At 66.5% G+C, this 19,704-nt stretch carries 24 protein-coding genes; 8 read left to right on the top strand and 16 right to left on the bottom strand.

The window, feature by feature from the left end:
- Window positions 1-13 precede the first annotated feature (13 nt).
- Both ACNQR1_RS31765 and ACNQR1_RS31770 read left to right on the top strand, forming a co-directional pair.
- Entirely contained in the window at window positions 14-400 is a 387-nt protein-coding gene (locus ACNQR1_RS31765) for a nitroreductase family deazaflavin-dependent oxidoreductase (RefSeq protein ID WP_418049501.1), read from the top strand.
- A gap of 67 nt (window positions 401-467) precedes the next feature.
- Window positions 468-848, top strand: coding sequence for a nitroreductase family deazaflavin-dependent oxidoreductase (locus ACNQR1_RS31770; protein ID WP_418050580.1), 381 nt, complete (start codon window positions 468-470; stop codon window positions 846-848).
- A gap of 46 nt (window positions 849-894) precedes the next feature.
- Here ACNQR1_RS31770 and ACNQR1_RS31775 read toward each other — a convergent pair whose 3' ends face one another.
- Window positions 895-2,403: a DUF1254 domain-containing protein gene (locus tag ACNQR1_RS31775; RefSeq protein WP_418049502.1), complete on the bottom strand. Its 1,509-nt coding sequence runs from the start codon at window positions 2,401-2,403 to the stop codon at window positions 895-897.
- Window positions 2,404-2,807: 404 nt separating this feature from the next.
- On the opposite strand from ACNQR1_RS31775, the gene ACNQR1_RS31780 reads away from it, so the two are divergent.
- Together ACNQR1_RS31780 and ACNQR1_RS31785 are read left to right on the top strand one after the other, a co-directional pair.
- On the top strand, window positions 2,808-4,385 hold the full coding sequence (locus ACNQR1_RS31780) for a DUF1254 domain-containing protein (protein WP_418049503.1): 1,578 nt from the start codon (window positions 2,808-2,810) through the stop codon (window positions 4,383-4,385).
- Window positions 4,386-4,430: 45 nt separating this feature from the next.
- Window positions 4,431-5,477: an NAD(P)-dependent alcohol dehydrogenase gene (locus tag ACNQR1_RS31785; protein WP_418049504.1), complete on the top strand. Its 1,047-nt coding sequence runs from the start codon at window positions 4,431-4,433 to the stop codon at window positions 5,475-5,477.
- A 120-nt stretch (window positions 5,478-5,597) separates the two neighbouring features.
- Here the strand turns inward: ACNQR1_RS31785 and ACNQR1_RS31790 are convergent, their stop codons facing one another.
- The gene (locus ACNQR1_RS31790; protein WP_418049505.1) at window positions 5,598-5,780 is read right to left on the bottom strand and encodes a hypothetical protein; all 183 of its coding nucleotides are present in this window, start codon (window positions 5,778-5,780) and stop codon (window positions 5,598-5,600) included.
- Between the two features lie 220 nt (window positions 5,781-6,000).
- Between ACNQR1_RS31790 and ACNQR1_RS31795 the strand changes: the two genes are divergently transcribed.
- Window positions 6,001-6,282, top strand: a complete 282-nt coding sequence (locus ACNQR1_RS31795; protein ID WP_418049506.1) for a WhiB family transcriptional regulator — start codon at window positions 6,001-6,003, stop codon at window positions 6,280-6,282.
- Between the two features lie 116 nt (window positions 6,283-6,398).
- A complete protein-coding gene (mddA, locus tag ACNQR1_RS31800; RefSeq protein WP_418049507.1) occupies window positions 6,399-7,169 on the top strand; it encodes a methanethiol S-methyltransferase in 771 nt (256 codons plus the stop codon).
- Between the two features lie 495 nt (window positions 7,170-7,664).
- On the opposite strand, the gene ACNQR1_RS31805 is transcribed toward mddA, so the two are convergent.
- The 4 genes from ACNQR1_RS31805 to ACNQR1_RS31820 all read right to left on the bottom strand — a co-directional run bounded on the left by ACNQR1_RS31805 (window position 7,665) and on the right by ACNQR1_RS31820 (window position 9,942).
- Window positions 7,665-8,108, bottom strand: a complete 444-nt coding sequence (locus ACNQR1_RS31805; RefSeq protein ID WP_418050581.1) for a pyridoxamine 5'-phosphate oxidase family protein — start codon at window positions 8,106-8,108, stop codon at window positions 7,665-7,667.
- 93 nt (window positions 8,109-8,201) lie between these two features.
- Window positions 8,202-8,399: a hypothetical protein gene (locus ACNQR1_RS31810; RefSeq protein WP_418049508.1), complete on the bottom strand. Its 198-nt coding sequence runs from the start codon at window positions 8,397-8,399 to the stop codon at window positions 8,202-8,204.
- A 63-nt stretch (window positions 8,400-8,462) separates the two neighbouring features.
- Entirely contained in the window at window positions 8,463-9,101 is a 639-nt protein-coding gene (locus tag ACNQR1_RS31815) for a TetR/AcrR family transcriptional regulator (RefSeq protein ID WP_418049509.1), read from the bottom strand.
- Window positions 9,088-9,942 (bottom strand): oxygenase MpaB family protein, encoded by an 855-nt coding sequence (locus ACNQR1_RS31820; protein ID WP_418049510.1) that lies wholly within the window; start codon window positions 9,940-9,942, stop codon window positions 9,088-9,090. Before ACNQR1_RS31820 ends, ACNQR1_RS31815 begins: the two co-directional genes overlap by 14 nt.
- Window positions 9,943-10,086: 144 nt before the next feature.
- Between ACNQR1_RS31820 and ACNQR1_RS31825 the strand changes: the two genes are divergently transcribed.
- A complete protein-coding gene (locus ACNQR1_RS31825; protein WP_418049511.1) occupies window positions 10,087-10,935 on the top strand; it encodes an alpha/beta hydrolase in 849 nt (282 codons plus the stop codon).
- Window positions 10,936-10,951: 16 nt separating this feature from the next.
- On the opposite strand, the gene ACNQR1_RS31830 is transcribed toward ACNQR1_RS31825, so the two are convergent.
- The 10 genes from ACNQR1_RS31830 to ACNQR1_RS31875 form a co-directional block, all read right to left on the bottom strand.
- Window positions 10,952-11,716 (bottom strand): APH(3'') family aminoglycoside O-phosphotransferase, encoded by a 765-nt coding sequence (locus ACNQR1_RS31830; protein ID WP_418049512.1) that lies wholly within the window; start codon window positions 11,714-11,716, stop codon window positions 10,952-10,954.
- Between the two features lie 4 nt (window positions 11,717-11,720).
- Window positions 11,721-11,948: a hypothetical protein gene (locus tag ACNQR1_RS31835; RefSeq protein WP_418049513.1), complete on the bottom strand. Its 228-nt coding sequence runs from the start codon at window positions 11,946-11,948 to the stop codon at window positions 11,721-11,723.
- Window positions 11,945-12,430 (bottom strand): DUF3093 domain-containing protein, encoded by a 486-nt coding sequence (locus ACNQR1_RS31840; protein ID WP_418049514.1) that lies wholly within the window; start codon window positions 12,428-12,430, stop codon window positions 11,945-11,947. The genes ACNQR1_RS31835 and ACNQR1_RS31840 overlap by 4 nt, the downstream gene beginning before the upstream one ends.
- The gene (locus ACNQR1_RS31845) at window positions 12,420-12,806 is read right to left on the bottom strand and encodes a hypothetical protein (protein WP_418049515.1); all 387 of its coding nucleotides are present in this window, start codon (window positions 12,804-12,806) and stop codon (window positions 12,420-12,422) included. Before ACNQR1_RS31845 ends, ACNQR1_RS31840 begins: the two co-directional genes overlap by 11 nt.
- A gap of 21 nt (window positions 12,807-12,827) precedes the next feature.
- A complete protein-coding gene (locus ACNQR1_RS31850; RefSeq protein WP_418049516.1) occupies window positions 12,828-13,262 on the bottom strand; it encodes a hypothetical protein in 435 nt (144 codons plus the stop codon).
- On the bottom strand, window positions 13,259-14,191 hold the full coding sequence (hemB, locus tag ACNQR1_RS31855; protein WP_418050582.1) for a porphobilinogen synthase: 933 nt from the start codon (window positions 14,189-14,191) through the stop codon (window positions 13,259-13,261). Before hemB ends, ACNQR1_RS31850 begins: the two co-directional genes overlap by 4 nt.
- 130 nt (window positions 14,192-14,321) lie before the next feature.
- Complete coding sequence (locus tag ACNQR1_RS31860; RefSeq protein WP_418049517.1) at window positions 14,322-16,001, bottom strand: uroporphyrinogen-III synthase; 1,680 nt, start codon at window positions 15,999-16,001, stop codon at window positions 14,322-14,324.
- Complete coding sequence (hemC, locus tag ACNQR1_RS31865) at window positions 15,998-16,933, bottom strand: hydroxymethylbilane synthase (RefSeq protein ID WP_418050583.1); 936 nt, start codon at window positions 16,931-16,933, stop codon at window positions 15,998-16,000. Before hemC ends, ACNQR1_RS31860 begins: the two co-directional genes overlap by 4 nt.
- Before the next feature lie 24 nt (window positions 16,934-16,957).
- On the bottom strand, window positions 16,958-18,316 hold the full coding sequence (locus ACNQR1_RS31870) for a glutamyl-tRNA reductase (RefSeq protein ID WP_418049518.1): 1,359 nt from the start codon (window positions 18,314-18,316) through the stop codon (window positions 16,958-16,960).
- 52 nt (window positions 18,317-18,368) lie between these two features.
- Window positions 18,369-18,614 (bottom strand): glutaredoxin family protein, encoded by a 246-nt coding sequence (locus ACNQR1_RS31875; RefSeq protein ID WP_418049519.1) that lies wholly within the window; start codon window positions 18,612-18,614, stop codon window positions 18,369-18,371.
- A 100-nt stretch (window positions 18,615-18,714) separates the two neighbouring features.
- Here ACNQR1_RS31875 and ACNQR1_RS31880 point away from each other — a divergent pair, with 100 nt between their 5' ends.
- The gene (locus ACNQR1_RS31880; protein ID WP_418049520.1) at window positions 18,715-19,608 is read left to right on the top strand and encodes an HAD family hydrolase; all 894 of its coding nucleotides are present in this window, start codon (window positions 18,715-18,717) and stop codon (window positions 19,606-19,608) included.
- The last annotated feature ends 96 nt before the right edge of the window (window positions 19,609-19,704 follow it).

A 19,704-nucleotide genomic window follows, 5' to 3' on the forward strand; every position in this document is an offset into this window, starting at 1 on the left:
GCAAGATGAAGCGATGGTGCGATTCTCAGAACGCCGCGCTCGGTTCAATCGACGCGTCACCAATCGGCTCTTCCGACCCGTGTCGGGCTACCTGCCGATCTGGTCGATCGTCGAGCACACCGGGCGACGCAGCGGCAGGACCTACCGCACCCCGGTGTCGGCATTCACCACCCCCGACGGGGTCGCAGTGTTGCTACCCTATGGGCGACAACGGGATTGGGTGAAAAACCTGCAAAGCGCGGGCGGCGGCCGGGTGAAGTTCGAAGGGCGCACGTTCGCCGTCGATCAGCCCCGCGTCGTGGCCACGGCAGAGGCACTGCCACAGCTGAGGGCGCCGTGGCGCCAGCTGATGGCGCGCGCGGGTGTCGAGCACACGCTGTTGCTCAGGCGTGCCGGCTGAGGGCCGGGGCGCCGGAATCCGACCGTAGTAGGTTGTGACCGCCGTCACTGCTGCGATTGAATCGGGCATGCAACTTCCGCAATGGCTGGCCCGGCTCAACCGGTACGTCACCAACCCCATCCAGCGCCTGTGGGCGGGCTGGGCGCCGACATTCGGCATCCTGGAGCACGTCGGCAGGAAGTCCGGCAAAACCTACCGGACCCCGCTGAGTGTCTTCAGCACCGACGATGGCGTGGCCATCATGCTGACCTACGGACCGGATCGGGACTGGCTGAAGAACATCACCTCAGCCGGTCACGCGCGGATTCGCCGCCACGGCAAGACCATCGAGGTCCGTGACCCGCGGGTGGTGTCCAAGGACGAAGCAGCCGCGCACATCAAGGGCCGGGTGCAAAAGGTCTTCGCGCGTCTGCCCTTCGAACAGGCAGTCCTGCTCAAACGGGTGTAGCTCGATCGCCGGCTCCGTCGTCCACCATCGGTGCCGGGCGGTTCGATCACATCGGTTCGACGGCCGGCGGTTTCCAGGTGCCGTCGGTGATGGCGGGTTTACCCCAGTACGCGCGAATGTAGAGCGAGAAGGGCCCGGCGGGCGCAGGTAGCCAGTTGGCTTCGTTGTCGGGGCCGGGTGACTTCGCCCCTGCGTAGAGGGTCAGTGAGCCGTCCGGGCCGCGGGTGAGGGTTTTGTTCTTCGTGCCCAGTGAGAAGCGGTTCAACGGGTTCGGGTTGAAGAAGTGATGCTCGTTGTAGAGGGTCAGCGACCAGAATCCTTGGACCGGGGGTTCCTGCCCGGCGGGGAAAGTGATGCGGTAGGTGCGGTCGCCTTGCAGGGCAGCGCCGGTACCGTCGCGGTCGGTGTAGAAGTACTGGGTTTCGTTGGGGCGGTTCTCGAACATGTTCGATTTGGCCGTTGCGGTCCGGTTGAAGTAGTCGAAACCGAACATGGCGTTGTTGACCGACCGGTTCCAGTTGTTGCCCACCGGGACGCCGTTGTGGACCCACTGCAGAAACGGCGCGATGACATCGGTTTCGGCGGCCACGGCGGTTTCGGTGAGAGTCTTCTTGACCTCGGGGTCTTTGGCGGCCTCCAGGACGGCTTTGACCTGCGCGTAGAGCGCTTCCTCGCCCGCCAGCGGGGCGACGGCATCCAATGCTGTGCCGATCTGGTCGAAGAACTGCTCAGGAACCACCCATCTGGTTTCTCCGCCCCCCTCTGCGGATGGGCCGGGGATGCTGGGCAGCGTGGCCCATTCGGCGTTCTTCATCTTCCCGTCGAACTCGGTGAGCGGGTAGATGTTGATCTGGTTGATCACCGGCTGAATGGCGGCCCGGTCTTCGGGCGTGTCGTCCATGAAGACCCGCGGGATCGCCGCGGCCAGAGCGGTCGAGGACCGCAGGACCGCCTCCACGCCGTCGGGCTTGTCGCCCTTCCAATTCGGGCCGGCCAGCAGATAGAACCCCGGCTTGGAGCCATACGGTTTGCCGAGCTCGCCGAATTGGTCCGTGCGCTGGTCATACAGCGCGTACACCCAGAACCGGTCTCCGAAATCGGGCACCTGGATGATGACTGGTTCTTCGTCCAGCGACATGTACGACAACCCGTATACGACATCCTGATTCGGGCAGGCGATGAAGGTCTGGGCAGGATCGATGTAGTCGGACAGCATGGCCAGACGACCCCGTGGTGCGGCCGGCAACACCCCGTTGAGGCGGCCGGGATGCGGCGCCTGGGTGATCGCGGTCTTTCGGTTGAGCATGTTCACCAGCGGCCATCCCCACACATATGCGGTCTGCCCGAAGGTGCGGGTATAGCCGGGCTGCATCACCACTCCGGGTACCGGTTGGGTGATCTCGGCCGTGGGCGCCTGCGAGGGAGTGGGTTTCGCCGAAGTCTGTCCCGTCGGCGCGGGGTTGGTGTCCTCGCGCGAACAGGCTGCCAATGCGGTCCCGGCGCCGACCGAAGCGACTGCCAACCCCGCCGCGCTCAATGCCGATCGCCGTGTCATCTGCCAACTCATAAACGAATGCCTCCCTGATTGATCGGAAATTCGGTGGCGGCTCCCCGGGTCCCAGCGCTGCAGTAGCACCAAAACGTGCCTCTTTCACCTAACCACGGCAATCGGTAACCATGTCGAAGATTCGGCCTGCGGCCGAATCCATCCCATCTGGCCACTCCGGCCCGATCGCCCATGTCTGTGATCAGTTTCGGGCGAAAAACCGCGCCGGTCATTCGGTCGCGAATTCGACATATCGCCATCGGCATCGCCGAACCGCCTGCCAGAGGCGCGTGCGCGCGTAGCGTGGGCACAGATGGCCGTCGGCGTGCGCCATCGAGCAGAGTCATTCGTGTCGCCGCGCAGTGTGAGTCACGGTCGGGCGACACCGCTCTACCCGAGATGAGGCCACCAGCATGGAGATCAATCGACGGACGGCGCTCGGCTCGGCCGGCATGGCGGCGGCGGCGCTGAGCGCAGGGGCCGCGCTGGCCGCCTGCTCACGCGAGGAAGGAACGTCGCCAATGCCTGACGAGAACCGATACCAAGCCCTGGCCGATGCAGAGTTCGACCGCGGCTATCCCACCGAAGAAACGTCGAAAACGTTGACCGACGAGCTCTATTTCCAGCGCGCCACACAGAGTTACCTGTGGTCGTTGCCCGCGGTCAACATGTTCGCCATGAAAAAAGGCCTCGGCGAGGTCGCCGGTACCGGCTACAACGTCATGTCGGTCTACGAAAAACGGCTCAAACCGAACACTCTCATCACCACACCGAACTCCGATGTCATCTACTGCCTGGGCTTCGCCGATCTCGGCGAAACGGGGCCGCTGGTACTCGAAGCGCCGCCGAAAATCCAAGGCTTGATGGACGATTTCTGGCATCGGCCACTAACCGGACCGACCATCGACGGTGTGCAGTATCTCGGCGACATCGGCATTCCCGGGCCTGACAAGGGCAACGGCGGCAAATATCTGGTCGTCCCTGCGGGCCAGAAGTTCGACGATCTGGGCGTCAACCCGGCTGACTATTTCGTGTACGAGTGCCGCTCCAACGGGGTGTTCTTCTTCCAGCGCGGCTTCTTCCAGTCGGTCGACGATCTGTCACCCGGGCTGAAAGCAGTCGAGGGCCTGGTCATCCGCCCGCTCAAAGGCGAGGCGAAACCGATGAACTTCAAACATGTTTCCGACATCCCGGCCAATGCGCTGTTCCCCCGCGACGGCGCCTACTTCGACATGCTCAACGAACTGATCCAAAGCGAACGCCTCGACACCGTCGACCCGTACATGCACGGCGTCCTGGCGGCACTGGGCATCTCGAAGGGCAAAGAGTTCAAACCCAGTGACCGGCAGCGGGAACTGCTCGACCAGGGGGCCAAGACCGCCTGGCGGATGGCCAAGAACATCGCCGCACACTTCGATCAGGAGCAGAACGCACTCTGGTGGTCGGATCGGCACTGGGTCGCCCATGCCCGCACCGAGCTCGACGACTTCTGGCACACCCTGCTCGATGAGGAGTTCCGCGACCGCAAGACCGGCTACGCGGACGTCAACGCCAAGGCGCACATGTACATCAACGCCTACTCGATCAGTACCGGCATGATCTCCTCGATCGTCGGATTCGGCGCCAAATACGGTGCGGCATACAAGGACAGCAAGGGCGAATACCTCCGCGGGGAGGACACGTACACCATCGATCTGCCCGCCAACCCGCCGGCGAACATCCTGTGGTCGGTCACCGTCTACGACGCTGAATCCGCCTCCGGCGTCGATGCCCCCGGGCAGGCCTATCCGTCGCTGAATTCCATGAACGACCTCGAGTTCAACCCCGACGGCTCGGTGACATTCCACATCGGACCCAATCCTCCTGACGGAGCGAAGAACTGGCTCAAGACCAATCCGGGCAAGGGCTGGTTCAGCCTCATCCGCTGGTATGGACCCACAGAAGCGTTCTTCGACCACAAATACAAACCTGGAGATTTCGTCAAGCAGTAAGCCGATAGCCGATAGCTCCTGCCGAATTCGCCTACGGAGGGCACCATGAAGGCACTGCGGTTGATGGACTGGAAGACCGAACCCGAACTCGTCGACATCGCGAAGCCGACGCCGGGTCCTGGACAAGTGGTGATCAAGGTCGGCGGGGCCGGTGCCTGCCACTCCGATCTGCACCTGATGCACGATTTCGAGCCGGGAACCATGCCGTGGCAGATGCCCTTCACGCTGGGCCACGAGAACGCCGGCTGGGTTGAATCGGTCGGCGCCGGTGTGACCACGGTGGCCGAGGGTGACGCCGTCGCCGTGTACGGCCCATGGGGCTGCGGCACGTGCCAGCGCTGCAGGCTCGGCTTCGAAAACTACTGCGAGAACCCGACGGCCGCTCCGGTCGTCAGCGGGGGCGGAGGCCTGGGACTCGACGGAGGGATGGCCGAGTACCTGCTCGTGCCGTTCGAGAGGTTGTTGTTGCCACTGCCCAAAGACTTCGAACCGGCGACGGCCGCACCGCTCACCGACGCCGGCCTGACTCCCTATCATGCGATCCGCCGATCCTGGTCCAAGATGACCCCGACCTCGACGGTGGTGGTGATCGGTGTCGGCGGATTGGGCCATGTGGCATTGCAATTGGTGAAAGCCACGACCTCTGCTCGGGTTGTCGCGGTCGACAATCGCAAGGAAGCACTCGACCTGGCCGCAACGATCGGCGCCGATCACGTACTGCCGTCTGACGACAACGCGGCATCGGCCATCAAGGACCTCACCGACGGGCACGGGGCGGATGTCCTGCTCGATTTCGTCGGCGCCACTGCGACAATCGAACTCGCCCGCAGCGCGTCACGCCCCCTGGGCGACGTAACGATCATCGGCATCGCCGGCGGTTCGGTGCCGATGTCGTTCTTCTCCCAGCCGTATGAGGTCAGCATCCAAACCACGTATTGGGGCGGGCACACCGAACTCGTCGAACTGCTCGACCTTGCCGCCCGGGGGATGGTGCACGTCGAGTCGACCACCTATTCGCTCGACGACGCAGCCCAGGCCTACCGCGACCTCAAGGAGGGCAAAGTCCGCGGCCGCGCGGTCGTAGTGCCCTGATCGACCGGGCGCCTAGATGAGGCTCGCGGTCAGCGCACCGTCGACGACAAAACCGGCGCCGGTGCAGAACGCGCTTCGGTCGCCGTACCAATGGCTTTCTTGGTGTGCCATTGGTACGCGTCAGCGGTACTGCAGCCCGCCTGAGGTGGAAGAAGGCTGCCGTGCAGGGGGCGTGATCACCAGCGGGACCGGGCAGGTCTGCGAATCCAGCCGACGGTTCTGACAGATCACCACCCGGCGCAGGCCGAGCAGCATCGCCGCGGGCACCGCCATCAGCGCGATGATCTGGAACATCTCACTCATCGCCGGTTCCGCCTCGGACCCCGCGGCGTGTTTCGTATCGCATACCTGCCGGTCTACTCCGGCCACTGCCACTCGGCCGCGATGTCAACGGTTTCTTGACGGCAGCCGCTCGAATCCTTACGGGCCGGTGATGTGCACACGTCAAGAGACTGTGCGGAATCGGGCCGCGCCCGTATGGATGTCGTGAAGGATCCGATCAGCGGGTCCGCGAGCCGCTGGGATGACAGCCATGGCACATGAGGACGCGGAAACATGGGGCTGGCAACGGCACGCGAGGTGTCGGGGCATGGACGCTTCGGTGTTCTTCTCCCCCGAGGGCGAACGCGGGCGCGCCCGGTCGAATCGCGAACAACGGGCCAAGGCACTGTGCCGGGATTGCCCGGTGCTCGCGCCATGCCGGACACATGCGCTCGCGATCGCCGAACCGTTCGGTGTGTGGGGCGGACTGTCGGAGGCGGACCGACACGGCCTGCTGGACCCGAAACAGTCCGGAACCGGTTGATTCAGCAAACTAGCAAACCCCTGTTCACCTGGGGATTCAAGGTTTACCGTAGATAAGCCACTACTGCGGTCGGCAGCAGGGCGCGGCATCTGTCCCAACGGTGGCAGGAGGTCACCATGAAGCGCCTACTCATCATCGGTTACGGGATCGCGAGCTATCTGGCGTTCGTCGTGGCCTTCTTCTATGCGATCGCCTTCGTCGGCGATTTCGTGGTGCCACGCACGGTCGACTCCGGCATCGCCGCACCGACCAGTGAGGCGGTGCTCGTCAACCTGCTGCTGCTGTCGGTGTTCGCCATTCAGCACAGCGTGATGGCCCGGCCCTGGTTCAAACAACGGTGGACCAGGATCGTCCCGCCGGCCATCGAGCGCAGCACCTACGTGCTGCTGTCCAGCCTGGCGCTGTTCCTGCTGTACTGGCAGTGGCGCACCATGCCCGCAGTCGTGTGGGACGTGGAATCCACTGCGGGACGGGTGATCCTGTGGGCGTTGTTCTGGGCCGGCTGGGCAACAGTGTTCGCCTCGACGTTCATGATCAACCACTTCGACCTGTTCGGCCTGCGGCAGGTCTGGCTGAACTGGCGCGGCCAGCCGTACCGCGAGCTGGGGTTCCGCACGGTGATGTTCTATCGGATGATCCGGCACCCGATCATGGCGGGATTCATCGTGGCGTTCTGGGCCACCCCGTCGATGACCGTAGGCCATCTGCTGTTCGCAGCTGTCAGCACGGCCTACATCCTGGTGGCGATCCAACTCGAGGAACGCGACCTGACGGACATGATGGGCGAGCAGTACCGCGACTACCGCCACCGCGTGGCGATGCTGGTCCCCGGGCTGCACGTCGGGCACGACAGCGCCGCCCCCAAGGTCAGGCACCGTCCGGCGTAGCGACCGCCGTCGAGAAGCCGGGTGCGGCCCGCGATTCGGTCTTGTCCGGCGTCGGCGCACCGGCACCAACAGTCCGCGGCCGGTCCAGGAATTGCGGACTGGCTTTTATTTTTTTCTGATGTATGGTCGGGCCCAGTGATTGTTTGCGAATAAAGGAGCAACGATGGCTGATAAATCCCAGGGTCGTCTTCCCAAAAAACCGGCGATGACCATCAAAGAGCGGCGAGCGGCAAAACGCACCAAGGCCGCGGAGTCCGGGGAGACCATTCTCAGGCGAAAGCGTCCAGACCGCGTTTAACGGTATGACCTGCGAATTTTCTCGAGTCCACCCGCTTCACGCCTCCCCACAGGGGAGCGAACACCGTTCTTTTTCATCACCGATTTTCGCGCAATTATCGCAATCAGAATTTCGCGATTTATTGCGGACCGATCATGCATGAATAATGGTCACTCTAAGCATGGGAAACAACAATTGAGGATGGGACTGGCGGGCTTTCACGCCCGCCAGTTCAATACTTCACCGGATCCCGCGGTCATGACCGTGCCTGGCATCACCCGTAGCCGATAGGGAGTCAGCCGCAGTGCCGCGAACTGATCCGAGGTGGGCCCGCCACTCCACTGCGGGATGACGAACGGGTCATAGCCCACCGGCGCAGGCCCGTTGGCGAAGCGGTCCCATACCTGCGTGCAGGTCTCGTCGTCGGTGTACCACTCCACCAGGCAGTCCGCGGCGCAGGTGTCGTGGTTGGTGGTCCAGTAGCTGACCGAGACATGAGGGTGCACCGCCAGGTGCGCCCGTTTGACCGGGCTGGGCACAGTGGCGACCCAGCCGAACAGGTCGTTTCCGTCCCACTCCCAGATCGGGTGCAGGATGCGACTGCGGGGTTGACTGTCGGCGTCGACGGTGGCTACCGAGGCCCACACGATCTCGTGGGCCATCGTCACGAATGCAGGGGCAATCCGGTCAAGCGGGGTAGCGGTCACACCAGCCACAGTAGGCAAACGGCGACCCGCGACGACGCAGGTTCGGGGTTACTGCTGCTCCTGGTCCGTGTTGCCGTAGATGGGCTTCCCGTCGTCGTCGACCCAGTCATTGACGGCGGTGCCGGACACCGTGCCGTGGCTACCCGGCAAGGTGACGGTGGGCCGGCTGTCGTCATAGGACCTCATGACGCGCGCGGCCTCTTTGCGGTTCTCTTCGGTGACAGGTGGTGGCTTGTTTGTGGTCATCCTTACCGGCTGCCCGAAAGTGTGAGCCGCCAAACACTTCGGCACGGCGTGCCCGCGAGTCGATCAGGCCGAAACGGTGCGAAGCGAGGCCGGCAGGCTGGGCAGGAAATGCCGGGTGGCGAAGGCCCGAAGGTCCTCGGGGGTGTCGAGGGGTTCGACGCTGGGCAGCAGCAGCACCATTCCGGCATAACGCAGGATGGTGTCGGCCAGGTCGTTGACCGCCTGCTCGCCGATCCGATCGGCAAATCCGGCCGGGAAGATCACCTTGAGCGCCGCGGCCATGCGCTCGATCGCTGCCCCGTAGTGGGTGTGCAGCAGCTCCATCACCAGGGCCGGTTCATCGGAGATCATCCGGTTGAGCACGTGGCGACGGCGGAACTTCAGGATCGACAGCGTGAACGCCTCGACGTAGTAATTCGACTGCGGCCCTGCATTTTTCAACTCGTTGGCGATGTCGGAGAACAATGCGACGTTCTCCCGCTCGATCACCGCGGCGACCAGTTCGTCGCGGTTGGCGAACCTGCGGTAGATCGTGGTTCGGCTGACCCCGGCCCGGCGCGCGACGTCGTCGAGTGCGACCCGGCGCAGGCCGTGCCGCTCGAACTCGACGAGGGCCGCATCCAGGATGCCCGTCACCGAATCAGCCACCGGCGCGGGTGACGAATCAGGCCCCGTCGCGGGCGACGAATCAGGCTTGGGCATAGCCCTTTTGCGCAAACTTGTTGTAGCGCACGCTCATCGGAAGATGATCCCACACCCAGTTCACCGGGCGGGATCGCCAGAACGCCGCGAAGCGCTGGTAATTGCGTTCCTGACGCTCGCTCCACGGCAGATCCAGCAGGTCTCGGGCGCGCGGCGGCAGGCCACCTGCGGTCAGGAAGGCCGCGGCGGGGTTGAACACCGTGGCGACCACGCGCCACACGGCCGGGTGCACCGCCTTGGGGCAGGGGAAACCCTTGGTGACGTAGCCGACGCCGTAGCGGGCGGACTTGTGCGGGACGGCCACCTCGTTCATCATCCGGTCCCAGTACTGCTCGAACTCGGCATACGTGGCGGGCATGGGCCGGTCGCTGACACCGTAGCGCCGGTACCAGGTCTTGGACTCCAGGTAGATCTGTTCCTTCTCGGCGTCGCTGAGCCGTTTGACGAAGGTGTCGGCGAAGTAGAACACCTGCTCGACGAACGTCGCGTGCGCCCAGAAGTAGGTGTCGGGATCCAGCGCGTGATACCGGGACCCGTCTGGCATATCGCCCTTGACGTGGTGGTGGAAATCGCGCACCTGGGTACCGGCGTTCTCGTCCTCGGTGCCGTAGACGGTCCGGTAGATCGGCGGGATGGTGCGCTTGAGCCGCTCGGCGGTGTCGGAGAAGAACGTCGAATGGTCCAGCACGCCCTGACCCAGCTCGGCCAGCATGTTCTGGAGAACGGCGGGCCGCGGCCCGATCAGGTACATCCGGTTGTCGCCGAAGTACTTCCAGACCAGCGATTGCGGCCCCAGGGGCAGTGCGTCGGTCTGCTGCGGCTGTTCGGCCAATTCCGTCATGGACACAGTGTTACAGATTTTGCACTTTGTACCAACATCGGTGTGAGCAGGGTCACCGAGGCGGTGAGCGGCGTTATCGGGCTGTTGCCGGACCGTGTCGCGTGCTGAGACCCATGACGCACCCGGGGTTGGAATGATGCGCAGGTGAACTCGCTGACCCGCCGCGATGCGCTGCGTCTAGGTGTCACCGGCGCGGGTGCCGCGGGACTGATGGCATTGGGCAGCCTGCTCGATCCGCCGCTGCCCCGCGCGTCTGCCAGCCCTAACCAACCGGCCTCCGCGGGCGGACCCGCGCCGACCCGCGATGCGGGGTCATTCATCTCCGCGGCCCGCGGCGGCGTCGAAACCAACTGGATCATCGCCCGCCCGCCGGGCCAGCACGGCCCATTGCGTCCGGTGATCGCCCTGCACGGGATGGACAACGACGCCGCGGGTGTGATGGACCTGGGTATTCCGGAGGCGCTGGCCCGGCTGACCGCGGCCGGCCGGCCGCCGTTCGCGGTGGTCAGTGTCGATGGCGGCAACTCGTTCTGGCGCCGTCGAGCCTCTGGTGGGGACGCCGGGGCGATGGTGCTCAACGAACTGATCCCGATGTTGGCCACCAAGGGCATCGACACTTCCCGAGTGGCCTTCATGGGCTGGTCGATGGGCGGCTACGGCGCCATGCTGTTGGGTGCCAGACTGGGCGCCGCACGCACCGCGGCGGTCTGCGCGATCAGCCCGGCGCTGTACCTGACGTACTGGGGCGCACCGCCCGACGCCTTCGACAGCCTCGAAGACTGGCAGCAGAACTCAGCACTGAGACTGCTCCCGGCACTGGGGTCGATCCCGCTCCGCATCGACTGCGGCACCGGCGACGGGTTCTACGCAGCGACCCGAATGTTCGTCAACCAACTGCCCAGGACCCCGGCCGTCGGCTTCTACCCCGGCGGTCACGATCAGGACTTCTGGCGCGCGCACTTGTCCGACGAGCTGGCCTGGCTCGATTCCTGAACCGCGCCTTGGGCTCTCATCCCCAGGTCAGCGGATCCAAGGCGAGGTAGAACCGGAGCCGGTCCTCATCGATCGCCGCCGGATAGCCCGCGGCAAGACCTGCGGATGCGTCGTCGGCGAAGCCGGGAACGGTGTCTGCGGTGTTGGCCAGCACCAACGCGAGGTCGGCGTGCCGGTCGGCCAGGCCCAGCCGGCCCAGGTCGATGAAGCCCTCGACGGTGAGCCGGTCGGGGTCGATCAGGATGTTGGGCAGGCACAGGTCGCCGTGGCACACCACCCGATCGGCAGCCTCCTGGCGGCGACGTAGACCGGTCTCGCGTTCGACGCGCATCAGCAGCTCGGCGGGCGGAACGTCCCGGTCCTCGTCACGCAGAAACTCGGGATTCACCGCGCCCGCGGCGAGGACAGACCGGGCCCGGGACATCATGTCGTCGAGGTCGCGCCGGTAGGGACAGTCCTCGATCGGGATGCCGTGCAGGTCACCGACCGCCTGCACGACCGAGGGCCACGCCGTCCTCAGGTCCGCTTCCGCGAGCTGATCGGCCGCGACGCCGCGAACGGCGCTGGTGACCAGGAACGCGCCGTCGTCGTCGGTGGCCCCCCAATCGATCACCGCAGGTGCCGGTACGCCGTGATCGTGCGCCCAGGTCACCCTGTCGCGTTCGGCGGCCAGATCGGCGATGGCCATGGGGCTGACCACCTTGGCGTACCGGGAACCGTCCGCGCTGCGGAACACCCCGGCGCCGGATTCACCGCGGGTGACGGGAAGCCAGTCGGTCACGGAATCAGCGACGTAACCGCGCGACGCCCAACACGATCAGCACGCCGGCCAGGCCCGCGAGCACCAGCGCCAGCACCAACAGTGGCGCCGAATAGTTGACGGCCGTGGTGGGCGGCTGCCCGTCGAGCACCGGCGCCACCTCGATCGTCGTCGCCGCAGCCATCCAGCTCAGTACGCAGCCGACCGCCGCAACGGCGGCCACCACGAGCTCAAGGACGGCCCGGCGCTTCACGCGGTGCGCTCCTCGACCAACGGCGTCAGCAATTCCCGCAGCTTCCGGTGCTTGCGCGCCCAGGCCTGGGCGGTACGGGCGCCGGTGAGTTTGAGCCCGATACCGGTACGACCCCGCGGCACCCCGGACAGTTCCCCGAGGGCACGGGCGGACTGCCATTTCGGCGCCTCCGACCCCGAGGCCTCGGGGTAGATCAGCACGATCTCGTCGAGCTTCAGGATCTCGGCACCCTGTCGCAGGGTGTCGGCGGTCAACTCGACCGAGGTGTGGATGCGCGCGGCCTTGATCTGGATGGCCACGAACCCCGACACCAATACCAGGAACAGGATCGGGATCCACAGGTCGTGCCCGTAACCGCCGGTCATCTGCAGAATCGCCATGCCCACCCCGGCGAACGGCCCCAAGAGGAGCCAGGCCCAGCTGGCGCCCTGCTCGTAGAACAGCACCTCGGAGGCAACTTTGTTCACGGGTTCACTCTCCATCGTCACCCCTTCGCTCCGGAAGTGCGCTCAGGCCGGCCCCTGCGATCAGCAGGAGTAGCGCCAGCAGCGTCAGGATGTGGACCGGCGCCAGACTGAACGCCGCGATCAACGCGACCACCACCACGATCGCCATGGACAGTGCGATCGCGGCCCGACGGTACCGACCGTCGCCGGAACGACTGCGGCCGGCCAGGAACGCCATGCCGGCACCGGCCAGGGCCGTGAGCACGCCCACGCTGCGGAACAGGGCACTCTCGGCGCTGGGCCAGGACGCCGAGGCGGCGATCAGGCCGCCGACGATCAACAGCACGGCGCCGACCAGCCAGCAACTGAACGAGATGGTCGCGCGCCGCGACGCTGATGATGATGAAGGCATTGTCGGCAAAGCCTAGCGAAATCACCGGGTGAAGAAACCGTCGGCGTCCTTGCGGTGCAGCATGTACAGCCCGCCCGCGATCAACACCGATCCGACGATCGCGGTGACCGCGTAGCCCACCGCGGCCGCGTCTTGGCGGTCACCGGTCAGCAGGCTGCTGATCGCGTGCAGGACCGAGACGATCCCTCCGCTGGTCAGCAGGGTGCGGGCCCAGCGGTACCCCTGGCGCATGAGTACCAGGAACGCCGCCACGATCGAGGACAGCACGACGAGGAACATCACCGAGAACACGACGGTCATCGACCGTTGCACCCCACTGCCGGATCCGGTGAGGGCGTCGATCAGATACCCGAGCGCCATGAGTACCAGCGCGGCGGTCCACAACCAGAACCCGGTGTCGACGTCCTCGGGACGACCGGTCGGGCTCTTCTGCGGCTCGGTCACCTGTTCGGTCACGCGAGCCAGCCGGCCACATCTGCCGCCCAGTAGGTCAGCACGATGTCGGCACCGGCCCGCCGGATTCCGGTCAACGACTCAAGCGCCGCCGCCTGCAGATCGATCCAGCCGTTGGCCGCGGCGGCACAGATCATCGAGTACTCACCCGAAATCTGGTATGCCGCAACGGGTACGGGTGAGATATCGGCGGCTGCGCGCACCACGTCCAGGTAACTCATCGCGGGCTTGACCATCACGATGTCGGCACCCTCGTCGATGTCGAGTTCGATCTCGTGCACGGCTTCCCGGATGTTGCCCGGATCCTGTTGGTAGGTGCGCCGATCCCCGATCAGGCTGGACGACACCGCTTCACGGAACGGGCCGTAGAACGCCGAGGCGAACTTGGCCGCGTAGGCCAGGATGGCGACGTCGGCGTGCCCGGCCGCGTCCAGACCGTCACGGATGGCGGCCACCTGGCCATCCATCATGCCGCTGGGGCCGACCACGTGTGCACCTGATTCCGCTTGTGCCACAGCAAGTTCCACATAGCGCAGGTTGGTCGCGTCGTTGTCGACTCTGCCGGCCCCGTCCAGTACGCCGCAGTGCCCGTGGTCGGTGAACTCATCGAGACAAGTGTCGGCCATCAGCACGGTGGCGTCGCCGAGATCCTTGGCCAGGTCACGCAGCGCCACATTCAAGATGCCGTCCGGGTCGATGCCCACCGCACCGGTCGGGTCCTTGTCCTCGTCGCGGGGCACACCGAACAGCATCAGCCCACCCACACCGGCTGCCACCGCCTCGGCGGCCGCCCGGCGCAACGAATCCCTGGTGTGTTGCACCACTCCGGGCATCGAAGAGATCGGGCGCGGCTCGTCGATTCCGTCGGCGACGAACATGGGCAGCACCAGATGGCGTGGTTCCAAAGAGGTTTGGGCCACCAGCCGACGCATCGCCGGGGTGGACCGCAGCCGACGTGGACGATGCCTTGGGAATGGCACTGCAATGCCTCCTTCTCCGCGAAACCGTATTCCAGAAGGAAAAGTTCGAGAGCGGCCCTGCTGGAACCGTTTCGGCGGGTGTCTACCTGCGGCGGCTCTTCTTGCGCGGCGGAGGCAGTGCCCCTTCGGCGCGCAAGCGGGCTGCGTGCTCGGCGAGCGCGTCGACCAGCGGACCCACCGCGGCCGACTCGGGCTGCACATCCACCCGCAGGCCGAATTCCGCTGCGGTCTCAGCGGTCTTCGGGCCGATGCAGGCCACGATCGTCCGGGCGTGCGGCTTGCCTGCGATACCGACCAGGTTGCGCACCGTGGAGCTCGAGGTGAAGCAGACCGCGTCGAAACCACCGGTCTTGATCATCTCGCGGGTCTGCGCCGGCGGCGGAGCCGCACGGACGGTCCGGTAGGCGGTGACGTCCTCGATCTCCCAGCCGCGCTCGCGCAGGCCCTCGGCCAGCGTCTCGGTGGCGATGTCGGCACGCGGCAGCAGCACCCGGTTCACCGGATCGAAAACCTCGTCGAACGGCGGGAACTCGTCGAGCAGGCCGAGTGAGGACTGCTCCCCCGACGGAACCAGCTCGGGATTGATGCCGAACGCCCGCACCTTGTCGGCGGTGGCCTGTCCGACACACGCGATCTTCACGCCCGAGAACGCCCGGGCGTCCAGGCCGAACTCGTTGAACTTCTCCCACACCGCACGCACGGCGTTGGTGGAGGTGAACACCACCCACTGGAACCGGCCGTCGACCAGACCCTTGACCGCGCGCTCCATCTGCGCGGGGCTGCGCGGCGGCTCGACGGCGATGGTCGGCACCTCGATCGGCAGGGCACCGTGGCCCACGAGCTTCTCGCTCATCTCGCCGGCCTGATCCTTGGTGCGCGGCACCAGCACGGTCCAGCCGTACAGGGCGCGGCTCTCCCACCAGTTCAGCTTGGCCCGGTTGGCCACGGTCTTGCCGATGGTGACGACCAGCGGACCGGTGAGCGGCCCGGCCAGCTCGCTGCCCGCAGGCTTGTCCAACGCAGTCTTGTCGATCAGGCCACCGAGCGTGGTCTCCACCGATCGCTGCTGGCAGGTGGTGCCGCTCGCGGTCACCACAGCCGGGGTGCTGTCGACCAGCCCCTGCTCGATCAGGGTGCGCGCGGCATCCGGCAGGTGCGACGCGGTCGCGTGCAGGATCAGCGGCCCGGGTGCAGCGGCGAGCGCCGCCCAGTCCACGTCGCCGCGGACATCGGCCACGGTGTGCGACGAGCCCAGCGGCAGGCCTGCGTAGGTGGGCACCGCACTGGTCGCGGGCAGCCCGGGGACGATCTCAAAGTTCACGTGGGACTTGGCCAGCGCGCCGATCTCGGTGATGACGGCGTCCACCGACAGCGGATCCCCGGCGACCAGGCGCACCACGTCGTAGCCGTGGCGGGCCTCGGCGACCAGCGTCTTGGCCACCTCGGCAGGGTCGCCGAGAGCGGGGCGGATCTCGGGTCCGCCGGCGATGACGGCAGCCTGCACGGCGTCGGCGGTGCCGGCGTCCGCGGAGTCCGCGGCGGCGTCGGCCTTGGCAGGCTCAGCCGGGGCCGGGCCGGACGCGGGCGGCAGTTCGGTGCCGATCAGGGCCAACACAGCTTCTGGGACGTCGGGATCGGTGAACACCAAATCGGCGTGCGCCAGCACGGTTTGCGCCCGTGCCGTCAGCAGCCCCGGATCTCCCGGGCCCGAGCCCACAAATGTGATGCGGCCGGGCTTCGCCTTGCGACCTCGCATGGTCATTCTTCACTCCCGCGCTCTACCAACAGCTCGCGTGCACCCAGCTCGAAAAGCTCCGCGGCCACCGAGACACCCAGTTCAGCGGCCCGATCGGGAGTTCCGATGCCGGACGCACGAATCACGTCGGATCCGTCCAGCGTCGCTACGCAGCCGCGTAACGACAGCTCCTCGAAGACATTGCCGTCCTCATCGATCGACTCGACCACTTCTGCGATCGCGCCGACCGGTGCGGAACAGCCCGCCTCCAGTTCGGCGAGCAGGGTCCGTTCGGCGGTGACCGCGGCGCGCGTGTCGGTGTCATCCAACTCCGACAGCACCGAAATCAGCTCGGTGTCGCCGGCGCGGCATTCCACCGCGAGCGCACCCTGAGCCGGCGCTGGCAACATCTGCACCGGCTCGAGCGACTCGGTGACTGCATCGAGGCGTCCGATACGGGCGAGACCCGCGCGGGCGACCACGACGGCGTCGAGATCACCGCTCGTAACCCTGTTCAACCTGGTATCTAGGTTGCCTCGTAGGGGGCGAATTTCCAAACCGAGACCCAGTGCTCTAAGCTGCGCGGCCCGTCGCGCACTCGACGTGCCGATCACAGACCCTGCCGGCAACTCTCCGAGTACCAATCCGTCCCGTGCCACCAGCGCGTCACGGGGGTCCTCACGGGGCGGGACGGCGGCGATCACGAACCGGTCGTCACGCGCGGTGGGCAAATCTTTGTAGGAGTGCACGGCCATGTCCACCCGGCCGTCGTGGATCGCCTCTCGCAGGGCCGCGGTGAAGACCCCGACGCCGATTTCGGCGATGGGGCCCTGGTTGCGGTCGCCCTCGGTCGAAATGATCACCAGCTCGCAGGCGTGACCGGCGGCCAGCAAAGCGTCCCTGATGGTGCCGGCCTGCGTGGTCGCCAGCAGGCTACCCCGGGTGCCGATCCGGATCACCGTATCGCGCGTTTCTACCAAGCTCTACTCAGACTTATCGAGATCTGTTGTCATGAAGGGCAATTCGCTGGCCGCCACAGCTTCGACGGCCTGCGGATCGAGTTCGAACAGCTCACGCAGGGCCTCTGCGTAGCTGTCCCCGCCAGGAGCGCTGGCGAGTTGTTTCACCCGCACCGTGGGCGCGTGCAAAAGCTTGTCGACGACTCGGCGGACCGTCTTGGCCACCTCGTCGCGGTGGGTCGCCTCCAACCCGGGCAGCCGGTTGTCCAGGCGCAGCAGCTCGGCCTCGACCACATCGGCGGCCCGCTGCCGCAGCGCGGTGACCGTCGGGGTGACCTCGGCCATCCGCTGACCGGCCAGGTAGTTGGCAACCTCCGTGGCAACGATCGTGCGGGCCGCGTCGGCGTCGGTGGCCGCGGCCCGTGCCGACGGCTCGCGCTGGATCCGGTCCATGTCGACCACCCACACACCGGGCAGCCCGGCCACCGCCGGATCCACGTCGCGCGGCATGCCGAGATCGCAGATCACCAGCTGCCGATCGCCACCGGCGGCGGCGTTGCGCTGCGCCAGGGCATGGTGCACGTCGGCCAGGGAGACCACCGGGCGCACCGCGCCCGTGCTGCTGACGACGACGTCGGCCTCGGCCAGCGCCTCCTCCAGATGGTCCAGGGAGAAGGCCTGCGCCTGCACACCCTGTTCGGTGAGGTTCTCGGCCAGGCGCTCGGCGCGCGGCAGTGAGCGGTTCACCACATGAACCCGCTCGATCCCGGCCCGCACCAGGTGCGCGCCGGCCAGCGCGCCCATCGAGCCCGCGCCGATCACGGCCGCGGTACGCCCGGCGAGCCCGCCGCTGAGTTTGGTTTCGGCCATTCCGAGGGCGACCGAGACGACGGATGCGCCGGCGGCGTCGATCCCGGTCTCGGAGTGCACCCGCTTGCCGACGTTGAGCGCCCGCTGGGCCAGCTCGTGCAGGGTGCGCCCGACGGTCTGGTGTTCCTCGGCCGACGCATAGGCGCGACGCACCTGCCCCAGCACCTGGGCCTCACCGATGACGGCCGAATCCAGGCCGCTGGTCACCGCGAACAGATGCTCGACGGCAGCCTCGGCGTAGCGCACGTAGGCGTATTTGGTGAGGTCGTTGAGAGACATGCCGGAGTGCTCGGAGAGCACCTGCCCGATGATCGACAGGCCGCCGTGGAAGGCCTCGACCACGGCGTATATCTCGACGCGGTTGCAGGTGGACAGGACCATCGCCTCTGTGACCAACGAGGACCGCAGCACCTCGTCGATGATCTTGGCCTGATCCGACTCGTCAGTGCTCAACTGTTCGAGAACAGACACCGGCGCGCTGCGGTGCGAAACCCCGAATAGCAGCACACTCACGGCTTCATCACCACGTCACCAAGGTAATCGTTTCCCGCCCGCCCACCAAATTTCATCTGGTGGGAAGGTCAGCCCGAAGCGCCTGCTCGTCGACATCCCAGTAGCTGTGTTCGGTCCCGTTCAGCAAAATCACCGGCAACAGGTCGCCGTACCGGGCCCGCAGCGAGGCGTCACCGGCCGCTACGGCCTCGTCTACGTCCGTGGTCACCAGCTCGAATTCCAGTTCCTCGTGCAGCACGGCCAGCTGCCGGGCCGCCCGCTCGCACATACTGCACCCCGCCCGGGTCAGCAACGTCACAGTGTTCCCCCCGCCGTCCCCCCGCCGGCCCGACCGCCGCCACCCGCCTGCTCGCGCTCCACACCGCCAGTATCCCGGCGCCGTGACTTAGGGTGAAAACGTGCCCGAATCCGGTAGTGCCGATGCGCTCGAACAGGAACTTGGCGGCGAGGCGAGCGCCGAACTCGCTGTCACCGAGCTCGAGTCCGACACCGACCCTGTCGGGACACCGGCACCGCCACCGGATCTGACGGCCGCGGCGTTCTTCGACGTCGACAACACCCTGGTACACGGATCGTCGCTGGTGCATTTCGCCCGCGGCCTGGCCGCGCGCAAGTACTTCACCTACCGCGACGTCCTGGGCTTCGTGCTGGCGCAGGCCAAGTTCCAGTTCACCGGCAAGGAGAACAGCGACGACGTCGCCGAGGGCAAGCAGAAGGCCCTGGCATTCATCGAGGGCCGCTCGACCGCCGAACTCGTCGAGCTCGGCGAGGACATCTACGACGAGATCATCGCCGACAAGATCTGGCCGGGGACCCGGGCCCTGGCTCAGATGCACCTGGACGCCGGACAGCAGGTGTGGCTGGTCACCGCGACCCCGTACGAGCTGGCCGCCACGATCGCCCGGCGCCTGGGCCTGACGGGCGCGCTGGGCACGGTCGCCGAATCGGTGGACGGAGTGTTCACCGGCCGGCTGGTCGGCGACATCCTCCACGGCACCGGCAAGGCCCACGCGGTGCGGTCGCTGGCCATCCGGGAGGGTCTCAACCTGCGCCGGTGCACCGCCTATTCGGACAGCTTCAACGACGTGCCGATGCTGTCGCTGGTCGGAACGGCGGTGGCGATCAACCCCGACGCCGCCCTGCGCGACGTGGCCAGGGAACGGGGCTGGGAGATCCGCGATTTCCGCACCGCACGCAAGGCAGCCCGCATCGGCGTCCCGTCGGCCCTGGCCCTCGGTGCACTGGGCGGCGCGCTGGCGGCCGCCGCCTCGCGCCGCCACGACATTCGCTGAGCGGGCCACCCGCGCTGATAAGCTGCCGCGGCGGGCCCTCGCCATGGGCTCCGCTGCCATGCACGTTTGTGCGCACCGCGCACCGCATACCGAACA

This window comes from Mycobacterium sp. 48b (assembly GCF_048282725.1).
GTDB lineage: Bacteria > Actinomycetota > Actinomycetes > Mycobacteriales > Mycobacteriaceae > Mycobacterium.

Excerpts from the sequence above, each read along its gene's own strand:
- ACNQR1_RS31765 (WP_418049501.1), top strand. The coding sequence starts at position 14 with ATGGTGCGATTCTCAGAACGCCGCGCTCGGTTCAATCGACGCGTCACC.
- ACNQR1_RS31770 (WP_418050580.1), top strand. The coding sequence starts at position 468 with ATGCAACTTCCGCAATGGCTGGCCCGGCTCAACCGGTACGTCACCAAC.
- ACNQR1_RS31775 (WP_418049502.1), bottom strand. The coding sequence starts at position 2,403 with ATGACACGGCGATCGGCATTGAGCGCGGCGGGGTTGGCAGTCGCTTCG.
- ACNQR1_RS31780 (WP_418049503.1), top strand. The coding sequence starts at position 2,808 with ATGGAGATCAATCGACGGACGGCGCTCGGCTCGGCCGGCATGGCGGCG.
- ACNQR1_RS31785 (WP_418049504.1), top strand. The coding sequence starts at position 4,431 with ATGAAGGCACTGCGGTTGATGGACTGGAAGACCGAACCCGAACTCGTC.
- ACNQR1_RS31790 (WP_418049505.1), bottom strand. The coding sequence starts at position 5,780 with ATGAGTGAGATGTTCCAGATCATCGCGCTGATGGCGGTGCCCGCGGCG.
- ACNQR1_RS31795 (WP_418049506.1), top strand. The coding sequence starts at position 6,001 with ATGACAGCCATGGCACATGAGGACGCGGAAACATGGGGCTGGCAACGG.
- mddA (WP_418049507.1), top strand. The coding sequence starts at position 6,399 with ATGAAGCGCCTACTCATCATCGGTTACGGGATCGCGAGCTATCTGGCG.
- ACNQR1_RS31805 (WP_418050581.1), bottom strand. The coding sequence starts at position 8,108 with ATGGCCCACGAGATCGTGTGGGCCTCGGTAGCCACCGTCGACGCCGAC.
- ACNQR1_RS31810 (WP_418049508.1), bottom strand. The coding sequence starts at position 8,399 with ATGACCACAAACAAGCCACCACCTGTCACCGAAGAGAACCGCAAAGAG.
- ACNQR1_RS31815 (WP_418049509.1), bottom strand. The coding sequence starts at position 9,101 with ATGCCCAAGCCTGATTCGTCGCCCGCGACGGGGCCTGATTCGTCACCC.
- ACNQR1_RS31820 (WP_418049510.1), bottom strand. The coding sequence starts at position 9,942 with ATGACGGAATTGGCCGAACAGCCGCAGCAGACCGACGCACTGCCCCTG.
- ACNQR1_RS31840 (WP_418049514.1), bottom strand. The coding sequence starts at position 12,430 with ATGGAGAGTGAACCCGTGAACAAAGTTGCCTCCGAGGTGCTGTTCTAC.
- ACNQR1_RS31845 (WP_418049515.1), bottom strand. The coding sequence starts at position 12,806 with ATGCCTTCATCATCATCAGCGTCGCGGCGCGCGACCATCTCGTTCAGT.
- hemB (WP_418050582.1), bottom strand. The coding sequence starts at position 14,191 with ATGCGTCGGCTGGTGGCCCAAACCTCTTTGGAACCACGCCATCTGGTG.
- ACNQR1_RS31860 (WP_418049517.1), bottom strand. The coding sequence starts at position 16,001 with ATGACCATGCGAGGTCGCAAGGCGAAGCCCGGCCGCATCACATTTGTG.